The 20,838-nt window shown below is 52.4% G+C and carries 16 protein-coding genes; 3 read left to right on the top strand and 13 right to left on the bottom strand.

The window, feature by feature from the left end:
* Positions 1-7 precede the first annotated feature (7 nt).
* From EPA93_RS40150 to EPA93_RS40210, 13 genes are all read right to left on the bottom strand, one after another.
* Entirely contained in the window at positions 8-1,030 is a 1,023-nt protein-coding gene (locus EPA93_RS40150) for a mechanosensitive ion channel family protein (RefSeq protein WP_165423717.1), read from the bottom strand.
* A gap of 88 nt (positions 1,031-1,118) precedes the next feature.
* Positions 1,119-2,084 (bottom strand): tRNA glutamyl-Q(34) synthetase GluQRS, encoded by a 966-nt coding sequence (gene gluQRS, locus EPA93_RS40155; protein WP_129892920.1) that lies wholly within the window; start codon positions 2,082-2,084, stop codon positions 1,119-1,121.
* Positions 2,072-2,728: a Maf family protein gene (locus EPA93_RS40160; RefSeq protein WP_129892921.1), complete on the bottom strand. Its 657-nt coding sequence runs from the start codon at positions 2,726-2,728 to the stop codon at positions 2,072-2,074. The genes gluQRS and EPA93_RS40160 overlap by 13 nt, the downstream gene beginning before the upstream one ends.
* Entirely contained in the window at positions 2,728-4,029 is a 1,302-nt protein-coding gene (locus EPA93_RS40165) for a class I SAM-dependent RNA methyltransferase (RefSeq protein ID WP_129892922.1), read from the bottom strand. Before EPA93_RS40165 ends, EPA93_RS40160 begins: the two co-directional genes overlap by 1 nt.
* Positions 4,026-6,065: a tetratricopeptide repeat protein gene (locus tag EPA93_RS40170; RefSeq protein WP_129892923.1), complete on the bottom strand. Its 2,040-nt coding sequence runs from the start codon at positions 6,063-6,065 to the stop codon at positions 4,026-4,028. Before EPA93_RS40170 ends, EPA93_RS40165 begins: the two co-directional genes overlap by 4 nt.
* Positions 6,066-6,097: 32 nt before the next feature.
* Complete coding sequence (locus tag EPA93_RS40175) at positions 6,098-8,308, bottom strand: tetratricopeptide repeat protein (protein ID WP_129892924.1); 2,211 nt, start codon at positions 8,306-8,308, stop codon at positions 6,098-6,100.
* Positions 8,309-8,529: 221 nt separating this feature from the next.
* Positions 8,530-10,026, bottom strand: coding sequence for a glycosyltransferase 87 family protein (locus EPA93_RS40180; protein WP_129892925.1), 1,497 nt, complete (start codon positions 10,024-10,026; stop codon positions 8,530-8,532).
* Between the two features lie 226 nt (positions 10,027-10,252).
* Positions 10,253-10,441 (bottom strand): hypothetical protein, encoded by a 189-nt coding sequence (locus tag EPA93_RS40185; protein WP_129892926.1) that lies wholly within the window; start codon positions 10,439-10,441, stop codon positions 10,253-10,255.
* 154 nt (positions 10,442-10,595) lie between these two features.
* Complete coding sequence (locus EPA93_RS40190) at positions 10,596-11,210, bottom strand: NUDIX hydrolase (protein WP_129892927.1); 615 nt, start codon at positions 11,208-11,210, stop codon at positions 10,596-10,598.
* A 42-nt stretch (positions 11,211-11,252) separates the two neighbouring features.
* The gene (locus EPA93_RS40195; RefSeq protein ID WP_129892928.1) at positions 11,253-12,296 is read right to left on the bottom strand and encodes an NAD(P)/FAD-dependent oxidoreductase; all 1,044 of its coding nucleotides are present in this window, start codon (positions 12,294-12,296) and stop codon (positions 11,253-11,255) included.
* Positions 12,297-12,341: 45 nt separating this feature from the next.
* Positions 12,342-14,258 (bottom strand): DNA repair protein RecN, encoded by a 1,917-nt coding sequence (gene recN, locus EPA93_RS40200; RefSeq protein WP_129892929.1) that lies wholly within the window; start codon positions 14,256-14,258, stop codon positions 12,342-12,344.
* Complete coding sequence (locus EPA93_RS40205) at positions 14,248-15,126, bottom strand: NAD(+)/NADH kinase (protein WP_165423718.1); 879 nt, start codon at positions 15,124-15,126, stop codon at positions 14,248-14,250. Before EPA93_RS40205 ends, recN begins: the two co-directional genes overlap by 11 nt.
* A 291-nt stretch (positions 15,127-15,417) precedes the next feature.
* Positions 15,418-16,944: a tRNA nucleotidyltransferase/poly(A) polymerase-related protein gene (locus EPA93_RS40210; RefSeq protein ID WP_129892931.1), complete on the bottom strand. Its 1,527-nt coding sequence runs from the start codon at positions 16,942-16,944 to the stop codon at positions 15,418-15,420.
* Between the two features lie 305 nt (positions 16,945-17,249).
* Here EPA93_RS40210 and cas6 point away from each other — a divergent pair, with 305 nt between their 5' ends.
* From cas6 to EPA93_RS40225, 3 genes are all read left to right on the top strand, one after another.
* The gene (cas6, locus tag EPA93_RS40215) at positions 17,250-18,206 is read left to right on the top strand and encodes a CRISPR system precrRNA processing endoribonuclease RAMP protein Cas6 (protein ID WP_129892932.1); all 957 of its coding nucleotides are present in this window, start codon (positions 17,250-17,252) and stop codon (positions 18,204-18,206) included.
* Positions 18,207-18,362: 156 nt separating this feature from the next.
* The gene (locus EPA93_RS40220; RefSeq protein WP_129892933.1) at positions 18,363-18,707 is read left to right on the top strand and encodes a hypothetical protein; all 345 of its coding nucleotides are present in this window, start codon (positions 18,363-18,365) and stop codon (positions 18,705-18,707) included.
* Between the two features lie 126 nt (positions 18,708-18,833).
* Positions 18,834-20,741: a PrsW family glutamic-type intramembrane protease gene (locus EPA93_RS40225; RefSeq protein ID WP_129892934.1), complete on the top strand. Its 1,908-nt coding sequence runs from the start codon at positions 18,834-18,836 to the stop codon at positions 20,739-20,741.
* The last annotated feature ends 97 nt before the right edge of the window (positions 20,742-20,838 follow it).

A 20,838-nucleotide genomic window follows, 5' to 3' on the forward strand; every position in this document is an offset into this window, starting at 1 on the left:
CTGCCATTTAGACATTCCCTGCGGGCTCCTTCACTGCTAACTCAGCAAATGGTAGGCGTTTATGTAACGCATACATTACGTCTGAGAGTGTAGAAAGTTGCCCTTGAGCAATCCACAGGCGGACAGTGAGCGTGATCTTTTGCTCCGCAAAGCTACTGAACATCGCCGTAGGGGCCGGCTCGGCCATGACTCCATCGATGTCATTAAATGCACTGATAATCTGGTTAGCAGTTTCGTCAGGGACGAAATTTTCTTCAGGGAGCGTTACCGCGATAGTGGCGCGCCGCTCCAGATAGAACGTGTTGTTGACTACGATGCCGCCAAAGACCTGGGCGTTGGGGATTGAAACTTCCTCACCGCTCATAAGGTGCAGCTTGGTGGCGCGTAGCTGGACATCTTCGACCTTGCCTGTGTGCGTGGCAATAGTGACCTGATCGCCGATCCGGAAAGGGCGCTCAAGCAGGATATAGAAGCCAGCCACCAGGTCTTTTAGAATATCCTGGATAGAGACTGTAATCGCCACTGTGACCAATCCTACGGCCGCGACAGGAATGCCTATGGAGATTTGCCAGAGAGAGAGAATCCAGAAGCCGGTAAATACGAGGATGGAGACATAGAAGATGCGCCCGATGAGCATACGAATATTGATATCGATGCGATTCTCGCCAAGACGATGGATGGCTAGCTTCTGGGCTGTGCGGGCGATACCGATACCCAGGGCGATCAGCAATAAAGATTCCAGAATATTGCCCAGGAAAGGTATGACGTACTGAGGATTGAAGCGGTTCCCAGTGATCACATTCAGCCACCTGGGGAGCGAGTCGAAGGCCCAATCATAGATAATAGGCGTGAGGAGAAGAGCAACAACAATGGAGGGGATTACGGCAATAACGCCAAGGGTTTGAATAATCCAATTATCAAGAACAGTTTTTTTGAGGCGCGCAATGAGCATACGGCGTAGGCGCAAGCCTATGCCTAGTGCTGCAAGCAAGATTATGATGATAAGCGCAATACGAAGAATCTGGACCATTACATCCGACATCCATGCATTATTAACCGCGAGAAAAGACATACGTTGCTAGTACTCAGCCCTCTAGTCTAGAATAGTATAGTTAAGCTTATTGCTTTGTGCGCATTATAGCATATAGGTCTGGCGCCAGGCGCCCTAGCAGCTCATAAGGGCTAATTGAGGTTCCAGGAAGTACTAATCCGCAGCTTGCCGCAAGTTGTCCCACGACTTGTTGGGGAGTAGTTCCGGCGGCGCGCAGAGGCGCGAGCCCACTGCTCTGTTCGCGTTTGGCAAGGCGTTTTCCCTGTTTGTCAAGCACAAGTGGAACATGGGCAAAGCTGGGAACGGGAAATCCCAGGGCTTCATACAGCAGGATTTGCCGTTCGCTAGAGTGCAAGAGATCGATGCCGCGTACGACCTGGTTGATATGCATGAGGGCGTCATCAACCACGACTGCAAATTGATAGGCGAAGATGCCATCCGCGCGGCGCACAATAAAGTCGCCAACGACTTGCTGCACATGCTGGCTGGTTGGTCCGGCTAAGAGATCAGTGAAGTTTACTATGTGTTCGTCGTCAATGCGAAAGCGCAAAGAGGGACGACGACCGCTGGCCTCGCGCTCGCCACGCTGAGCTTGCGTAAGATAGCGACATGTGCCGGGATAGCGTGGCCCCTCTTCCCCCTGTTGGGGAGCGCTGGCAGCCTGGGCAATTTCGGCCCGGCTGCAATAGCAAGGATAGATAAGGCCGGCTGTCTCCAGGCGCTGCAAGTAATCCTGATAAATATCCAAACGCTCGCTCTGCGTATAGGGAGCATAAGGACCTGAGCAATCTGGCCCCTCGTTCCAATCGAGCCCGAGCCAGTGCAGGTCTTCAAGCATATGCTCAGTTGAGCCTTGACGCACGCGTGGACGATCAAGATCCTCAATGCGCAGAACGAATTGTCCTCCAGCTTTTCGGGCAAAGAGCCAGGCCAGTAATGCCGTGCGCAGGTTGCCCATATGCAGATCACCGGTTGGGCTGGGCGCATAGCGCCCACGCAGGCTTGGCTGAACCCTGGCAACTATTTCAGACATCTTTCGGACCAGGGACAAACGCCTGTCTTGCTGCCTTCCGCCATTGGGTAGACATCGAATTTTGCTAGCAGATCGACAAGCATGCAGAGGGGAAGACCAACAACATTGAGATAGCACCCACTGATGCGCTCAGTCGGCTGAAAGTCCGGGTGCTGAATGCCGTACGCTCCAGCTTTATCCATTGGATCGCCCGTGGCGATATAGTTCTGAATTTCCTCTTCACTGTAGGGTCGCATAAGCACAGGCGTCATACAACTGGCGCTATGCAGCTCAAGCTTCCCATCGTTCATGCAACTTACCGTGACTCCGGTCACCACGCGATGCCAACGCCCCCGCAAGGAGAGTAAGAGCTCGCGCGCATGGGCCTCGTCACGAGGCTTGCCCAGTACCTCATCATCGAGCAGCACAGTGGTATCGGCTGTGATGACAAGCCGCTCGGTCGCTTCGGGCAATGTATGGGCCATTTCGGCTTTGTGCCTGGCTATCTCGACGGCCAGTTCTTCATTGGGACCCTGATGCTGCTCTTGAACCAGCTCTTCATCTGCTGGTGCCACACAAACGCTAAAAGGAAGGCCAAGCCGCGAGATCAATTGTCTGCGTCGCGGCGAGGCTGAGGCCAGTAACAAAGGAAGGCGAGTAGTCATTAGTTAACGCGCTCCAGGACTGCTACGCATTCGATATGGGCCGTTTGGGGAAACATATCGAGCGGTTGTACTGAACGTAAGCGATAGGTTTGATTGATGTTGCAGAGTATATTGAGATCGCGGGCCAGCGTAGACGGGTCGCACGAGACATAGACAATGCGGGTGACGGGATGCTCGACTAGCGTGTCGAGCACAACTTGCTGGCAGCCTGCGCGCGGCGGGTCAATCACAAGGCCATCCACCTGGGAGGCCAGCGTGGGCAAGAGACCTTCTACTTTACCCTTGAGAATCTCTACGTTTTGCACGTCGCGCAAATTCCAGTGCGCATCCTTGATCGCGCTTGGCGATTCCTCGATCGCAATAACCTTGTTCACATGCCGGGCCAGCAGCAAGGCAAAGGTACCTACGCCACAATAGGCATCGACGATGGTTTGCTGATTCGCCGGTATGGGCTGGTCAGCGTTGCCCTCAAAGAGGCCAGCGAGGACCATGCGGGCCATTTTCTCTGCCTGAGCTGTATTGGTCTGGAAGAACGAGCTAGGACGGATGCGAAATGTCTCGCCAGCCAGCACTTCCTCCATCGTTTCGATATGCAGCTCCAGGCCGACCTCGGCGAGTTGCTGCGTAATTTCCTGGCTTTGTTGGGGCTGGATGAGTATCTGATTGCTGGCAGTGCTGCAGCGGATGAGCACCTGAGGCCGCGCATTTGCCTGCTGGCTGAGCACATTCAGAGCTCGATTGATCTGCTCGTGTGCAATAGGGCAGGAGGCCAGCGGCAAGACGATATGGGTGCCTCTGGCCGTCAGACCGGCTTGCCCACTGCGGTTCACCGAGAAGCGCATATGGTTGCGATAGTTCCAGGGAATATCGCATGGCACGGTTGGTAGCGTCGGCGGATCGCTAAAGCCTCCCACTTCCTGCAGGAGCTGCCTGACAACGCTCAGCTTCCACTCCAGCTGCGCCGGATAGTGCATATGCTGAAGCTGGCAACCACCGCAGGTTCCAAAAACAGAGCAGGGAGCCTGGGTCCGTAACGGCGAGGGCGTATGGATTTCAGTAATCCATACGCGAGGCGGGCGAGGCTTCCAGCGCCGGCTACGGCGTCCCGAGCGTGGCTGCGGTGGCTCCTCAACTGCGATGGTAACGTGCTCACCGGGTAGCCCAGCTGGCACGCGCAACGTCACAGTCTGTTGTTCGCCGGTTGTTGTGGTTATGATAATCTCGGCCTGGGCATCCCCTTCGCGAGTCAGCTGGCCAAGGGTCACTGTATGATAAGTAACTTGTCGTTCTGGGTGTATCATCGCTTTTTTCTATGAGTTGTTTTGGATTTAGCAGGCTTTTTTCGCCTGGCTATACGCTCATTAAATATCTGGCGTGCTTGCTGCACCGCCTCTAACTCGGGATCAAGCTCTTCGGCCTCTTCCAAATATTCGCGGGCGCTGTTGAAATCATTGTTTTCTAGATAAATTAAAGTAAGCGCGGCCAGTAGATCAGCAGCTTCAGGATTTAGCTCCAGACCCTCTTCTAGAACTTCCTGAGCCAAGGAAAGATTATGCTCCTGATTGACATAAAGCTCGGCAAGTTCTCCGTAAGCCCTTGTCAATTCCGGCTCTGTCTCAATGCTGCGCCGAAAGCTCTCCCGGGCCTGTGTATATTGCTGCAGGCTGTTTTGCAAATGAGCAATGTTGAACCAGACGCCAGGGAAGTCAGGACTTAGCTCGGCGACACGCTGATAGTGTTTGAGGGCCTGCTCTGTTTTCTCCCCGTGTTGGGCAATTTTAGCCAGGCCGGCTTCGATCAGCGAGAGCTCATTTATATCAGTGGTCAAAGGCAATGCATCATGTAAGAGTGCAGTTGCCTCATCAAAATGCTTATTCTGGGCAATAAGAGTCTCGGCCAGCATGATGCTACCCATAGGAGCATGATCGATAGCCACTGACGCGCGTAGAGCCTCCTCGGCCTTTTCGATAAAGCCCACAATACGTTCATCATTATCACCTTGATCATACTTGTTGGCGATACTCACAAGGGCGATAGCTAGTTTCCTTAGCGCCTCTCCTTGCTGAGCGGGAAAGCGCTCAACCATAAGCTGGCTATAGGCAGCCGCGCGTTCCGAATCCTGTATGGCTGCAGCTTGCTGATACGCGGTATCATAAGTCGTGAAATCTGTTAGCGGCTCATGTGCGATAAGCGCATCACAATAATGCATGCCCAACGTCGCAATGCTCATCAGTTCCTGGTAGTCATCCATCAAGGTAGAGAACTCAAGCGCGTTGAAGTCGCTTTCTAGAAAATCGTCCTCATCCTCGTCCTCCTCGTCTTCCTCATCCTCATCGAGACTTTCCTCGTCCTCCTCTTCAAGGAGATCTTCATCCTCAAGTTCCTCGCCTTCCTCCTCTTCCAAAGCGCGCATTTTCTGCTCTACCTGCTCATATGTTTCCTGAAGGCGTTCCTGAAGCTCTTCCTGGGAAAGCTGCATAATATGCATTCCCTCATCGGCCATACTTTGAATGCGCCAGGTATTGGCTTCCTGGATAAATGTGTAGCTGGTCAGAAACCAATGGCGCCCCGTTCCCTGAAAAGCGATGGTGGCTTGTGGCAATTCTGCTGGTGGATTGCTGGCCGGCGTAGCGACCAATTCAAGAGACCAGCCCACCCGCATAACTTTTTGCTGCTCAGAAGACTCATCCGAGCATTCCTGTAAGAAAGTAATGTAGAGATTGCTTGCGTGGACCTCAGCACTCCACTGACGACGCGCCTGGGCCCATTCTCGCTTGGAGAGGTCCCCACGCAGCGGGCTGGCGGAGGCGAGCAAATCGTAAGCGCCCTCGTAATTGCCCTGTGACCAATTAGTCAGGAACGTCACTATGGCATCAAATGGAGTCAAGCCAACCAAGCCGGGGAGCGCTCCCGAAAATAACGCCTGGCCAGCTGCATTCTTATCCAGCTCCTGTTGTATTTCAGGGAAGGAAAGCACATCCAGCGGCGAGAAGGAAGGCGGCTCCCATACAGGGTAGATGTTGGCAGCCTCAAGACGAATAAGCGAGCGGCGAGCCTCTTTGCGTACCTCTTTAAGAGAGCCAAAGGTATGGAGGGCAAGGAGGACATCAGCGGCATCTTCTGTATGTTCTTTCGCCAATGTTTTCAGGAAGGTTATTTGCTCGATTTCGGGCATAGCGAGGATGGAGGAGATAGCTGCTTCGATTTGTGCGTGCTCCTCACTATCCCGCAAAGCCTGAGCAATCTGCCGATAATGGCCGAAAGTAGTCAGAGCGTTGCTATCGTTTGCTGGTAAACCTGTACCGGCAGGGATAGCATCATGTTGGTCTTGTGACATGTTTTGTCCTTCCCTTGTTGATGATCGTTATATTACCGTTTTTTTGACGCATTCATATACTGTCGAACGCTTTGAACGATCTCCAGGTTGGGGTCGAGGGACTCAGCACGCTCTATCTGCCGTTGCGCGCCTCGCTGATCTCCTTGTTCAAAGAGCACGGAGGCTAACAGGGCATGGAGGTGGGCTGAGCTGGGGTTAGCCTGTACTCCTTGCTCCATAATTGCGCGGGCCTTCTGCTTGTCCTGCTGGTTCATGTAGATGGCAGTAAGCTCGGAATAGGAGCGAATGTCATTGGGTTCAACTTGAACTGCTCGTTGATAGTTTGCTTCTGCCTCCTCAAAGTGTCCTAAGAGCCGGTGAGCGAAGCCAAGGTTAAACCAGATGCCCGGATAGCCAGCATCTAGCTCGGCGACGCGCCGGTAATGTTGAATAGCCTCATCCATCCGTTCACGGCGCATGGCGACATTGCCAAGTCCTGCTTCTATTGCGCCCTCGTCTTCGGTGGTGGGTTGCATGGCTTTTGCGCGCTGGAATTCGGCTTCAGCCTCATCGTTGCGATTCTGACTTATCAAGAGTTCTGCAAGTAGGATATGACCAAGCGGGATATCCTGAGCCTCGATTGACTCATGCAGGACCTCTTCTGCCCGTTTCAGCAAATGTTCCTGGCGTTTATTTGTCTCCGGTGTATCGAAGTTGTAGGCCAGGCCAGCCAGGGTTGAGCCAAGTCTGCGCAGGACATTGCCGCGATTCTCGGGGAAACGCTGGGCCAGGCGCTCAAGGTAGCATGCGGTACGTTCTGGATTGCCGGCCAGAACTGCGCTGCTATAAGCGTCCTCATATACCTGCCGGTCGAGGGGCAGCTTGGCAATAAGTGCATCATGGAAATGTAAGAGCTGGGTGATACGCCAGGAAAGCTCTTCCATCATCGTCTGCAAATTTGCCTCGCGCTGTTGCACCAGCTTGTCGATAGCTTCTCTGTATTCCTGAATGCGCTTCTGCAGCTCCGCAATCGGAAGGCTTTGGATATTGACGCCTTCATCATTGATGCGCTGGATGCGCCACACGTCTTGCTCTCGTACTAATGTATAGCTGGTCCAAAACCAATGTCTGCCAGTTTCTTTATTCACCGCCGTGCCCAGCGGCATTTCCTGAAGGGTACCGCTGAGGGGCGTCTCGGCAAGTTCGAGCGACCAGCCAATCTCAACCTCTTTGCGCGGGGAGATGCCAGAGACGCTAGAGGTAGGAAGCCAGAGTGCGCTCTGCGTACGCTCGCGCTCACGCACAAAGCCCAACTGCAAATTGGCCGGGTGGGCCTCGTCTGCCCAGGACCGATGGAGCTCGATCCATTCCTCACGTGGCTGTTCGTGGCTGAGATTGTTATCGTGGCTAAGCAGGTCATACGTCAGACCATAGTCGCCCATTGACCAGGCTCCTAGAAAATTGATGGCAACTTCCTGGTCCTGTAACTCGGGGTTGATGAAGGTGAGCCCGCGATCTTCGCCGATATCGCTGGCTTCTAAAATAAGCGAGTTGATCGTTGGAAGATGGGCGCGATAGTCCTTGTGGGGCTCGGTTTTACGCCAGCGATTGACTGAGAGCGCATCCTCTAGCAGGCGCTTACCTTCCGCCAGCGTGCAATCTATTAACGTCGTCTCGGTCAATCTATGGCGCAGGTTGCTGATCTGTTCTTCGGTTCGGCGTTTACTATTGACATCAGCGATAGTATCCTTGACCCCTTCTTGCCAATAATCGAGCAAGAAGGTGAAGGTGCGTACCTCACTATAATCGTAGCCTTGTTCCCAGCAGAGGATAAGCTGCAGCTCGCCTTCCTCGCGCGACTGCGTGACAAAGCCTCTCCAGAAGCGCGGCGGATTAGCAATATTGACCTGAATCGCCGGTGCATGGGCGATCGGCGGTGTCCAGCCCGGATAGATCTTACTCCCTTCAAGCCTGATAAGCGAGCGGCGAGCCTCCTTGCGCACTTCTTTGAGCGGGCTGAGCGCATTAAGCGCCGCAAAGATATCGGCGGCGTCCACTTCGTTCTCTTTAGCCAGAGCTTTGAGCAAGGCTACCTGCGCTTGTTCTGGTAGTTTATAAATATCTGTAAGGGCTTGTTCAACCTGGGACTGATCAGTGCTATTGTGCAGATTACTAGCTATCTGATGATACACTTTGAGCAGGGATTGTATCTGATGCGTAATTTCTGGTGAGAGAAGCCCTTCAGCTTCTTTTTTACGTGCCATAATCTATCTACTCTCCTCGCAACGGCTTCGTCTACATACATTGTGTGGATTGTACCACGAAGAACATGAAGAGTCGAGAAGATTCTTAAATATATGCACGCAACACAATATTTTAACAGTGGTGAGGATAAAAGAGGCTCCTCCCCGTCAGGTGGGAGGAGCAAGTTAGCGATCTGAATGTAGGAGGAATGCGCCAGGGCCTCTTCTGCGGCAAGCATGAGCTAAGTCCAGGCGCGCAAGCCGATATTGGTATGGCTCTGAGACTCGTCGGTATTGGCAGCTGTAGACATGCTACTCGCAGACGGCTTGAGACGCGCAAGCATCAGGATAAAGAGCGGGAAGGCTGCACAGTAGAAGTACGAAGGCAAACTGCGCCAGGCAAAGAATAGTGGTACGACTGCCAGGAGCATAGCAGCTTCTGGACAACTGCGGCAGATCCGCCAGTACCAGGCCAGGGCCAGGAGCATAGCACTTCCTTCCAGAGCCGTGTAGAGCCAGCTTGGTAGATAGGGGAGCAGATGGGTAATGCTCAGGCCGATGATGCCAACGCCCATAGGGAACATGGGGTCCGCGACAGGGGCCAGGACACCTGCCAGCCAGGCCTGTGGGTTCCAGATGATAAATGGCAGATTGATTGCCAGCCCAAGCGAGCCTGCGATCAGCGCGCGATAGATAGCTTCTTTCAGCCCATAATGGCGCCAGACCATGATCATATAGAATGGAGCAAAAAGCCAGGCCGGCTGCTTACTCGCTATGGCCAGACCCAGGCAGAGCGATGAGGTCCAGCGGCGATCACGCAGCAGCCATACGAGCACGATAAGTAGAATATAGAAGATATCGAGGTTGCCCCCGACCGCCGATGACCACATGGGTATATTGGCAAGTCCCAGTAAGAGAACCCATGGTCGTAGCTGGGGATGCGTTATCTTCCAGGCAAGGGCGATCAGAGCCAGGTAACTCAGCACATAGAAGGGTAGAACATTGTAGTTTCCCAACAGCACAAATGGAACCAGCGTCAAAAAAGAGAGTGCTGGATAACTGACCTTGGCCTCGAACTCGGGTGCGCTGCCAGCTTTAAAGGAGGTATCAAGCGCACTTTGCAGCTCTGTCATCGTAGGATAGTCAAGACGACCGGCGAATTGACCTACGCGTAGTGGCGTTGTCCAGTTAGGCTGAATGGGAAAACGACGTGCCAGATCGATAATATTTGAATCGGTGTAGGGGTTGCGACCCTGCACGAGTAATATTGCGGCGTTAGTATCAAGCGAGGTGCCATCGTTAGAGAACTGTGGCTCCATAAAGCTCATAACCACGCTTCTGCCGAACAGGATCACGCCTGGAATGGTCAGAAGCAGCGTCAGAGTGAGGATGGTACGTTGCCAACGATTGGGGTAGGATGAGGCGTTGTGCACTCGTTGTTCTGTTCTGGCCGGTCGAAAGGCCATCCAGATACAAATAAAGCTGCCACCAATCAAGGCCAGGGGAATAAGTGAGCCAAAAGGCATCAAGAACGGGAAATACCACGCATGATCTATTTCGTTAAGCGCTTGTAGGATTAAGGCAATTCCAATCCAGACGGCCCGTTGTTGTAATGCAATAACTTGACGATTATTGCGCGATACATCATCACTAAAAAAATAGCGTAGCCACCGATATACGATTGATGTTTGCTGTTGCTCTACTAAAGGGGTCTGTACGAATATAGATCGCTGTGCCATACGTTTGTGCGCATAGATCGGCGTACTCCTGTGCGGTAGGAGAAATACACAACTTCCATCATGCTATAGGGATGATGGCAATGCGCGCTTTAACCTCCTTCGTAGTACCGAGAAATGAACTTCCTGATCGATAGAGAATATCCCTGGCTTCTCGGTCCATGTCTTACAACGAAGGGAGGATGAGATATGTCACAAATCGGTGCTGGCGAATATGTAAAAAGCAGCTTCAGCGCTGCTTTTTGCGTGGAAGCATCAAAATAGAGACAAGTGCGTAGCCAGCGCAACCCAGGATCAACAGCGAGTAAATAACAGTTTCTCCATCTTTTTGGGGTGAGAAAAGCATGGAAAGGCCCCACCAGAGGAAGCCAATAAAAACCAGGAAGAGCAAGATGGTGCTCATGTATGTTTTGTTCATGGGAGATGTGTCCTTTATATCAGAGGTTACAACTACCTCTCTTAAATTTCACGACATATTATAGCATAGATAGGCCAGGGTAAAACCACGAATTTGGAGCATGGCTGCGTGCCCAGCTGACCTGGCGAAAGGCCCTTGTATTAAGGGCTAGCCTCTAAAGCTGGTTTCTTAGCGCGTCCCAGACTGCGTAATGAATAGCGGCGCGAAAAATTCCCCAATCGTGCCAGTTGCCGGCAATTTCGTGAGAGTAATGGCTGCCGATCTGCTCAAGGTAACCGGCTCTCAGGGGGAGCTCGCTGGCGTCGATTTCGAGAAAATTCTCGACCTTTTCATCGGCATCAAGCGCCCCAAGTTCTCCGCTTACTTCATTGAGAAAGAAGGCAAAGCTGTAAAATACTGGCCTGGACAGATCACTTTGCAGACGATAATCGAGGGCTGCCAGGAAGCTTTCGATTTCGACATTCAGCCCGGTCTCCTCATGAACTTCGCGCAGCAAGGCGTGCTGAATCCCTTCGCCATGCTGAATCCCTCCAGTGAGGAGTCGATAGGCCCCTTCGGGATAGAAGGTTTTCTTCATGAGCAAAAGACGGCCATTCTTTCGGCGCAGCACCATGCAAACCTCGCCATAGCGGTCGCTTTTATTGATGGGATCGAAAGGATGGGCAGTGTTGAGTTCGATGCTGCGTACTAATGGTTGATCATAGCGCTGGGCAAGCCGATCAAGCTCATCCTGAATTTCGTGGGGAAGCGTGGGAATCATGAGTACCATTTCTCCAGTTTATTCATTGAATATTTCTTATAGTCAGAGTTGTTACTTACTGGCAAGCTGCCGGGCCACCATTATACCATGCTCAATTGCCAGGTGAAGGCGGCCTCCCACATAGCCATCTCCGCAAAAGGCCAGCCCGTAGGGAAGCGTGAGAGCGTTGAGGCCGTGTGCATCGGCTGTGGCGGCGGGCAGGGCGAGCGGCCAGCGTACGATGTCCGTGAAACAGGGCGCGGGTAAGGGCTCGTCAATGAGCGTCGCAACCCGTTGCGCAACATCGTGGAGGAGCTCTTGATCCGAAGCGTTCAAGTGTTCTGTACTGTAGGGCGGAGCCATCTGCGCAATAAGCAAACCGGAATCCTGTGGCGCGCGTTCGGGAGCTTTCTCATGCTCCCAGGCCAGCCAGGAGATGGGATGGCCCTTATCCGGGTTGACCAGGGCGTAGTATGGCCTGAGGGCAGGTCTGGGACGATAGCCCAGCATGACAGAGAGCAGCGGATTATATCGTGCTCTTGTGAGGTAGGAGCAGATAGCCGGGCCTATCTCTTGGGCAAATGAACTTTGCTGCATGAGCGAGAGGGCTTCATTTGGAGGTATGGCCAGCAGGAGGCGCGCAAAGTCACCAACGTGTGCTCCATCGCTGGTATAAAGACTCAAGTTTCCGGCTGAGCCTTGCCTTATGTGCGTGATAGGTGTCTGTAGATGGATAGTCAGGTCCACGGCCATGCGTAGGGAGAGCGCACGTAGCCCGCTTCGGTAGGACCATTTAGGCTCAGCGTTTTGGCGCGGATCACCTTCCTCAATCTTTCCCTGGGCATTAAAAATCCACACCGGCTTGCTAATATCGATAAGCTCAGGCGTGCGAAAGCGCTCAGTGATCAGGCGCACGCTACTAGCGTCGCCGCGTTTGATATGCTGGGCGCCGGGATCATAAATGAAGCCAGCCCGGCTGCGCGTGTTTGCTCTGCCGCCTACCTGCTGATCTTTTTCAAACAGAGTTACCGTGTAGCCGGCATCAAGCAAAGTATGGGCGGCGGCAAGCCCGCTAACACCTGCTCCTATAATAGCGATCTGTACCTGCGAAGACATAAAAACACCCCTGGAACGGGGCCAATGCTAGCTGTGATGGCCCCTTTAGCCCGACAGATTGTGGATGCGATCCTCTTTCCACTGCTGCGTGCGCGAGAGCATTTCCTCGGCACTCTTCATCGACAGCTCGGTCACACTGCCTCCCATGATATGCGCGATCTCCTTCGAGCGCTGTTCTGGGCGCAGCTCCGTAACCACAGTGACAGTGCGATCCTCAATAATATGCTTGCTCACGTTATAATGCGTATCGGCAAAGGCGGCGATCTGTGGAAGATGCGTAATGCAAATGACCTGGTGGTTATGCGTGAGCTGCCATAATTTCTCGCCCACAACCTGACCGCTGCGTCCACTGATGCCCGAATCGATCTCATCAAAGATAAGGGTCGGCGTTGCATCTGCCCCGGCAAGAATCGTTTTGAGGGCAAGCATAAGGCGTGAGGTCTCGCCACCCGAGGCAATCTTGGTTAATGGCTTGAATGGCTCTCCAGGATTGGGGGCGATGAGAAACTGGACGCGATCTATCCCCGTCTGATCGCAAGCATAATTTTGCTCGGGGCCGCCGTTAAGGCTGGCCGGTACGCCATGGCTATCGGGATTTTGCATGATTTCGACCTGGAACCGCGCCCGGCGCATATTGAGATCATTAAGTTGGGCTTCCATCGCCGCCGCCAGGTAGCTGGCCACCTCTTGACGCCTCTGTGAGAGCTGCTGGGCAATCTCGCCGATCTCCCGGCGGAACTGGCTATCCTGCTGTTGCAGCTTGAGAATAGTCTCGTCGCTGTTCACAATCTGCTCAAGCTCAGCCTGATCTTCGGCAGCGCGCTGAAGCACCTCCTCGATCGTAGCACCATACTTGCGCCGCAACCTGGCCAGTAGATCAAGGCGCTCCTCGATCTCGGCAAGACGCAACGGGTTATCCTCAATATCAGTCTCATAGCTGCTGATGCTGGCCGCAACATCCTCCAGCTGATAGATGGCCTCGGCCAGATTTTCCTCGTACTCAGCCATGGTATTATCAAGACGCACCAGTTCGCTTAAACTTCGTTGCGCGACACGTAACTGATCAAGCGCTGGATTCAGCTCATCTCCGCCAATATCGGCACCCTTAATAGAGCCATAAATGAGCGTGCATAGCTCGCGCAAACGCTCAGCGTTGTTGAGGACGCGGCGCTCGGCTTCAAGTTCCTCATCCTCGCCAGGGCGAATGCTTGCCTTTTCAATCTCCTCAATCTCAAAGCGTAGAAACTCCGCGCGCCTATCCTGGTCGTGCTTGCTCTGCTGCAGCGTCTGGAGAGTTTTGCGTGCATTTCGCCACTCGGTAACCTTCTTGCCGAGCTCTTCACGCAGAGGGAGCAATTCCGCATAACGGTCGAGAAAATTGATATGCTGATCTGGCCTTAACAGGCTCATATGCTCGCTCTGACCATGAATGTCAACAAGCCAGCTCGCTACATGCTGTAGGATCTGCTGTGACATGGCTCGTCCATTGATGCGCGCGACAGTACGTCCCGAGCGAAAGATATCGCGGGAGAGAATAAGCTGATCCCCTTCAGGCGTAATATCATATTCCTGAAGCAAACTGGCAAGGGCCAGGCGCGCATCGGCACTATTAGCGTCGACATTATGCGTGTGGCGCGCATAGCCGTTCTCAGCATTCTCAAAGGCCTCAAAAATCGTATGGGCCGTACTCGCTGCTGCGTAAGCCAGCTCCTCGGCTTCCTGCCGCTGTATATCGGGAGTAGAGAGCGCGTCAAGTGAGAAGATGCCTTCCACGGTGGCACGTTCGCATCCCGCGCGCACAAACTCAGCCCCAATCTTACCGCCGAGGAGAGCGTTAACGGCATCAATGATGATAGATTTGCCTGCTCCAGTCTCGCCAGTGAAAACGTTAAACTCGCGATCCAGGCGAAGGTGCAGGTTGTCGATAATAGCGAAATCTTTGATGTTTAACTCAAGTAACATAGTGACTTTCGCTAGTTTGTGACTTGTTGTCGCTTTTTAGCTTTTCTTGTATAAGTTGATAAAAGTACGTTGGTGGCCTACGTCTCAGGAACCGGGTGACGTAGGGACTCTTGCGAATAGTAACGATAGCCTTGTTTTTGACCTCACGATTCAACTGCCCATCGGCTGAAAAGACGCCATCTTGCGAGCCTGTGAAGATCTGAAGCTTGACGCAAGCTTCAGGGGGTAAAATTACCGAACGGTCAGACGCTAGATGTGGTGCTATAGGTGTAAGCACGCTATTTTGGACTTGCGGATGCAGTAGCGGCCCCCCTACAGCCATATTATACGCGGTTGAACCGGTTGCTGTCGAGAGGATCATCCCATCAGCATAGGAAGTATTGTAATAATAGTCATCGACCCAGACACGTACTTGTACCCCACGTGGCCATGTGCCGCGCGCGACCACGATATCGTTCAAAGCAAGGAACTCTTCGCGTCGCCCATCCTGTTCAAGGACAGCGCTAAGCATGGATCTTTCATCGACCCAGACCGACTTATCTCCCTCAAGATAATAGGCCAACTCTTCATAGAGCTGTTCACCAGGCTCAAGCTCGGTCAGGAAGCCAACACGCCCAAAATCAATGCCTATAATAGGTACGCCTATGCATGAGCACAGGCGCGCGGCATGTACGATCGTGCCGTCTCCTCCCAGAACAAGTACTACGTCACAGCCTTCCAGGGCAGGACCCGCGCATTCTGGTCCTTCCTGGCGGATATCAATCGCATGGACCTGGTAACCTTGCTTTTGCAGTGCAGGAGCGAGTTGGGCAGCAAAACGTGATGTATCTTGCTTTCGCCCCTGATAGAATATCGCGATTGTCTTCACAAATTTCTCCAAACAGGCAAGCAAGGGCGAACACAAGGTGTCGCCCTTACACTTCTAGCCAACGTAATGGTACGTCATGGCGCTATGGTTGTCAACTGTACCGCGAAACATTTATCCATAAAATTCTTCTCTTACACCAAAGTGTTGCTAATTCAGGCTAAAAATGCTCTTTAGCTTTGATTTACCGGGCTGAAAAGATACGTCTTCTTCTATCTATATATGAGAGAGCGACGTAAGAATCTCTCTTCCCTGCTAAACAAGAGCATCAGTAAATATAGTCCTTCAATTGTATCAGCTCTCGGCCTGTGATTGCTGCAATTTTTCCTCGGCTAGCCAGAGTGCATCATCCTTTGAATGGATCAAGCCTTCGGCCTGAGCCTCGGCAATATAATCGAGTAGCTGGCCTACCAGCGGCCCAGGCGCGATTTTCAGGCGGCGCATAAGCTCTTCGGCCTGAATGATCCTGGGCGGCAAGATGCGCTCGCGTTCGCGAATATAGCGCGTAAGAAGCAAGCGTACTGTGGCCAGATGATTATACCAGGTGCGCGCCAGGGGCTCTGGCCCGCGCATCGCCAGATGGTCGGCAAGAGAGACGAGCGCAACAATGATGCCTGCGGGGCCAAGCTCAACAAAGTAGCGGCGTATAGCGCGCTCTGTAATCGTTGTCTGACTGAGCTGGCCCGGACGCATATGATGGGCCACCACCTGCTGGACAAGCCGCCTATCGTGTGTGCTAGCGCTCAGGCGCTGCATGATTTGTTGGGCAAGAGGCACGCCGGCCTGTGGATGTCCATAGAAATGAATATTGCCCTCGTCATCTACAGCATAAGTGACCGGCTTTCCGATATCATGTAAAAGAGCTGCCAGTTTCATTGGCGGTGCCGTGAGCTGCGTGAACTGAAAGATGCCCTCCTGCTCCGCTTGCTCCAGCAGGGTGCGCACTTCCTGGAGATCGTGCTGCTCGCTATTCTCAAGAGGCGAGCAGGCGATTTCTTGTGGGCTTTGCTGCCAGAGCGAAGCCAGATGTTCGAGGGCCGCAACGCTTTCCAGAGAATGTTCCAGGACATCCCAATAGTGCAAGGCAGGTTGAGGCATTCCCCGGGCTGCGATAAATTCAGGAAAGAGAGCTGTGAAGAGGCCGTGTTGATCGAGGAAGCGTAAACGTTCAGTTGCCCCTGGCAGGCGTAAGATCGTATAGAGCTCCTCGTGAATCCGCTCAGAGGCTGCACGCGGCAATAAAGACGAATCGCGCGAGATGAATTTCTGGGTATGGCTCTCAATCGTCAATCGATAGCGAGCCATAAAGCGGACCGCGCGCAACATACGCAGCGGATCATGGCGAAAGATACCCTCGTTGCAGGCCCTGAGAATGCGGGCATCAAGATCGTCAAGGCCCTGTAATGGATCGATTAATGTGAGTGGCGCTGCCGTGGTAAAATGTTGAATAAGGTTGTCCAATGGAACTGCCATCGCGTTAACTGTAAAGTCGCGCTGACGCAGATCCTCCTCTATAACATCTCCAAGCATAGGAGAGATGTCAAGGCTTAGTCCGTGTGCATCCTCTTTGACTACAACACGGCTTGCCTTCTCATTCATATAGGCGTAATAACCATGTAGTTTGTCGGCCAGGCGACGGGCTAGCCGGGGAGCATCTCCATGTACAGCGATATCCCAGTCGGTGAAGGACTCGCCGAGCAGCAGATTGCGAAGCGCACCTCCGACGAGATAGGCGCGCGTATGGTGATCACTAAAATAGCTAGCGACTCGCTGTAATACATGGAGTGTCAAGGAATCAATCTTGTATAGTTCGCGTTGCATAATCTTCAGGCCCGGGAATAATCCCTTCTCTTTAGTTTATTAGTATCAGGACCCCCTCAACGATCCGATCTTTAGCACGTATAGATAGTTGAGGATAAAGAGCGAGATAGCATTTTTACTTTAAGAATCGAGACTAAGCATAGCCTATATTGCCAATATCATACCGAATTGTACCATAGGGATGGAAGGATCATAGAATATATAAGTAAAATATGCTAAAAGGATTTTCCTGCGCCTCTAAGGTAAGAGGATTAGTTTGGTTGATGGTAAGTACCTTCCTATATTTACGGAAAAGGACTGTGTGAATGGATATGTCGTTCTCCTCTACAGCACCGGCCAGGCTCTATGCACTCGCGCTGAAATTACGTCCCCTACAATATGGCACGCTAATGCCTTTCTCTGGCGAGCTGGTACACGGTGCATGGCTGCACTGGTTAAAGCAGACGGCGCCCGAAGTCGCTACATGGCTCCATGATGGAAACAGACGCAGATTTTTTACTTGCTCTAGTCTGTTGTTTCCTTTGTCACCGTATAGAATGTTAGAGGCAGAACGCGAGAATACCCATTTGCCTCTCGATCCCGCGAAAGTCTATACATTACGCATTACGTTACTGCTTGGCGAATTATTTCCCCTTTTTTATGATACGCTCTTGAATTTTAATAAGCAGGAGGGCAAGGGTGTCAGGCCGCCCTTTATTCTGATTGGCAAGCAACATTTTTTGCTCGAAGAAGTTGTGATGGACAATAACGAGGCCAGTGGCTGGACTGGTTTTACCTCGATAGTTGAGCTAAGCGAAAAAGTAAAGCAGCTCAAGCTTGGGAACGTAGAATCGCTACGGCTGGAATTTGCTTCCCTGACAACCTTTAATCGCAGCAATACAAAAAGAGGCTATGGAACACACTATGCGCGCCTTCCCTTACCAATGTATGTCTTTCCTGGACTGGTACGACGTTGGGAGGATATTGCACCACCCGAGATGGTCGGCTGGGTGCAGAGGGAGCGCATCGAGCAATATATTCAGGAAGACGGGGTAATTGTTGCTGATTACGATCTGAAGACGCACCATGTCAGGTTTACGACGCATGTACAGCAGGGATTTATAGGTACGTGTAAGTATCATCTGCGCGGTCCTGATGAAGAGACGAGCCAGGAGACCCCACTGACGGTGCGTCAGCAATTGCTATTGCTGGCCTATCTTGCCTTTTATTGTGGCATAGGCTATAAAACTTCAATGGGTATGGGGCGTACCAGGATTATTTAGCATAAGCGCTGAGAAGGCGTGAAGGACTTTGCCACGCTCAAACGTGCAGAAGGTATGCGCCCAATAGGCTGCCCAGGAAGTTTCAGGGCGTGGCAGCACTTGTCATCTAAGCCATTCCCATGTATAGTAAAGTAGAACTTTTCAGGAAAGGCGTTTATGGGAGAATTCTCTTGTGTGCGCATATGGCAGCTCAAAGCCGAGGCCACTCCTGCCGATCTGGAAAACCTGGCCACTTCTAGCCTTTTAGAGATGCAGCGCTGGATTCCCGGAGTAAAGCGGTTTGCCTTATTTCGTATAGCCTATACGGCCGACGATGCGACACGATATAGCATGAACTTAACTTTTGCTAGCCATGAGGCGTATAAATATTGGTTACAGATGGAAGAAGAGGCCCTGGACTATTGGGAACGCTATGCCGCGGTGTTGACGCGTTGGGAGCAGTTATGCTTTCTGGTAGCAGAATATGCGGGTGAGCTGATTGTAGATGCGAGTCTGGGATAATAGATAGCAACTTATCGATTACCCTGTCTCTTGGATGGAGGCAGCCGGTGAGGTGTGGTTCTCAATGGGGAATGTTTGTAAGAGCATCTGGTAGTATAGTACCACCTTGCGTGCCAGGAACATAGCATGAGTCAAAATTATGGTGTATTACGGGTTGTACGCATTTGTCCCCCGGCCAATGCAATGGACAATCTTCAGGACAGATATCCCACGGGATGGCTACCAGATGAGAGGTTGGTCCATCTACTGACGCGGTGCGAGACAACCATCGGACGAGCCTTAAGCAATGAAATTATTCTGATGGACCCTACCGTGTCGCGCGAGCACGCTCGCCTGGTGTTAGATGAAAGAGGATGGCATATCTTCAATCTGACATTGCATAATACCGTGCGTGTGAATGGACGACAGGTGCCCAGTGGTAGTAGCTTACCGCTGTCGCCGCAGGATTTTCTTGTGCTAGGGAGCACAATACTGCAATTGATTGCCCCTCAGCATTCCTTACTGGAGTATAGCCCTGTACAAGATAAACAGCTCTTATGCCTTGAGCCACTAAATGGTTCATCAAAGTCCTCTGAAGCTGCTATACAGCCACTCTCTTCGGCGAATGGAGCCTCGGCCAATGGGCATGCGCGCTCTAATGGTATCTGGAAAAAGATCATCCAGGTATCTCAGATTGAAGCAACCTTCAAGCCTTCTGGACAAGGGGCGCGCGTGCCTCCGGCCGCTTATTCTTTAGCTTCGACGCCTCCACTGCCTGAGCAGCCCGAGCCCGAGATGGTCGCCCATCAATGGAAGGACAACGAGGAGAATTTGCTGGGGGCAGGCATTACTATGCAGTTTGCTTTGCCTCAGCGTTTGAACGCGCGCATGCGCTGGCTGATTGCCGGGGCCGGGGTTGCGGTTGCTGCAGTTTTGCTGGCCTGCACACTGCTCTTAAGCAGCCTGATAGGCGTCTCTGCTTTGCAAAAGAATGGATTCTTTACCATCGTCGCGGACCTGACGATCCCTTTATTGCCGGCTATTGCGATTAGCCTGCTTGTCGACTTTATCGATCGCTATGAGCGTGAGCCCTGGTTTTTGCGCCTGGCAGCCTTTTTTTGGGGCGCGATCATTGCTATTCCTACCTCCCTGTTGATCGAACAGAACGTTACAGCTTTTATGCAAAACATTCTGGGGCCGGAGGTAAACAACCTGCTCTGGTCTGCTGTAAGAGGGCTCAATGCCGGAATTGCCGAGGAGACCGTAAAGGGCCTGGGAGTGTTATTGCTATTTGTGGTGCTGCGCGATGAATTCGATAATGTAACTGATGGAATTATCTATGGAGCTCTGATCGGGGCAGGTTTTGCGATGGTAGAGGATTTTATCTACTTCTTGCAGAACCCGAAGGATTTGATTTTATTTCTCTTTATCGGGCGTATTGTATTGGGCTGGCTCTGCCACTCGACGTTTACTGTGTGCTTTGGGGCGGCCCTTGGCTATGTCAGGCACACGCGCGTGAAGTGGCGGCATATTGCCTTCCCGCTCATTGGCTATCTGTGTGCCGTTGGCCTGCATAGCGTCTTTGACTTTATTAGCTTCTTTGCCTACGCGGTTGCGGTTAACTCGCCAGCGAACAGCCCGGCGCTCATGTTCTCGGTGCTGGCAGTCGTTGGCGATTATATCCCTCCTTTTATAACCCAGATCATCTTGATCTATTTCCTGATCAAATCCCTGGCCCATGAAGCCGCAGTTATTCGCGAATTTCTTGCCTCGGAGGTGAGCGACGGGATCGTGAAGGTGAATGAGTATGCCCTCCTGCAAAACTCGTTCCAGCGCACAAAAGAAGAGCGGCGTGTGCTCAGGCGCAGCGGATTTAAGCAATGGATGCGGGTAAAAGCGCTCTATCAAACAGAAATTGGCCTGGCGTTTCGCAAGTGGCATGTGAGCATGGGGGATAAGCCCAAGCTGGGGTATCGGCAGCCTGAAGATGCGTATCGCCAGCGTATTAAGCATCTGCGCCAGGAGATAGCCGCCGCCGAGGCGCAAAGGCGCTGAAAAGTAACTTGCTCAAGGAAACATTGTAGCATTATGCTTACTCGCCGCGCCTACCAATCGATGCGACGTTGGCAAATAGATAAGGGCCAGCGATGCT

The sequence above is a fragment of the Ktedonosporobacter rubrisoli genome, from assembly GCF_004208415.1.
Lineage (GTDB): Bacteria > Chloroflexota > Ktedonobacteria > Ktedonobacterales > Ktedonobacteraceae > Ktedonosporobacter > Ktedonosporobacter rubrisoli.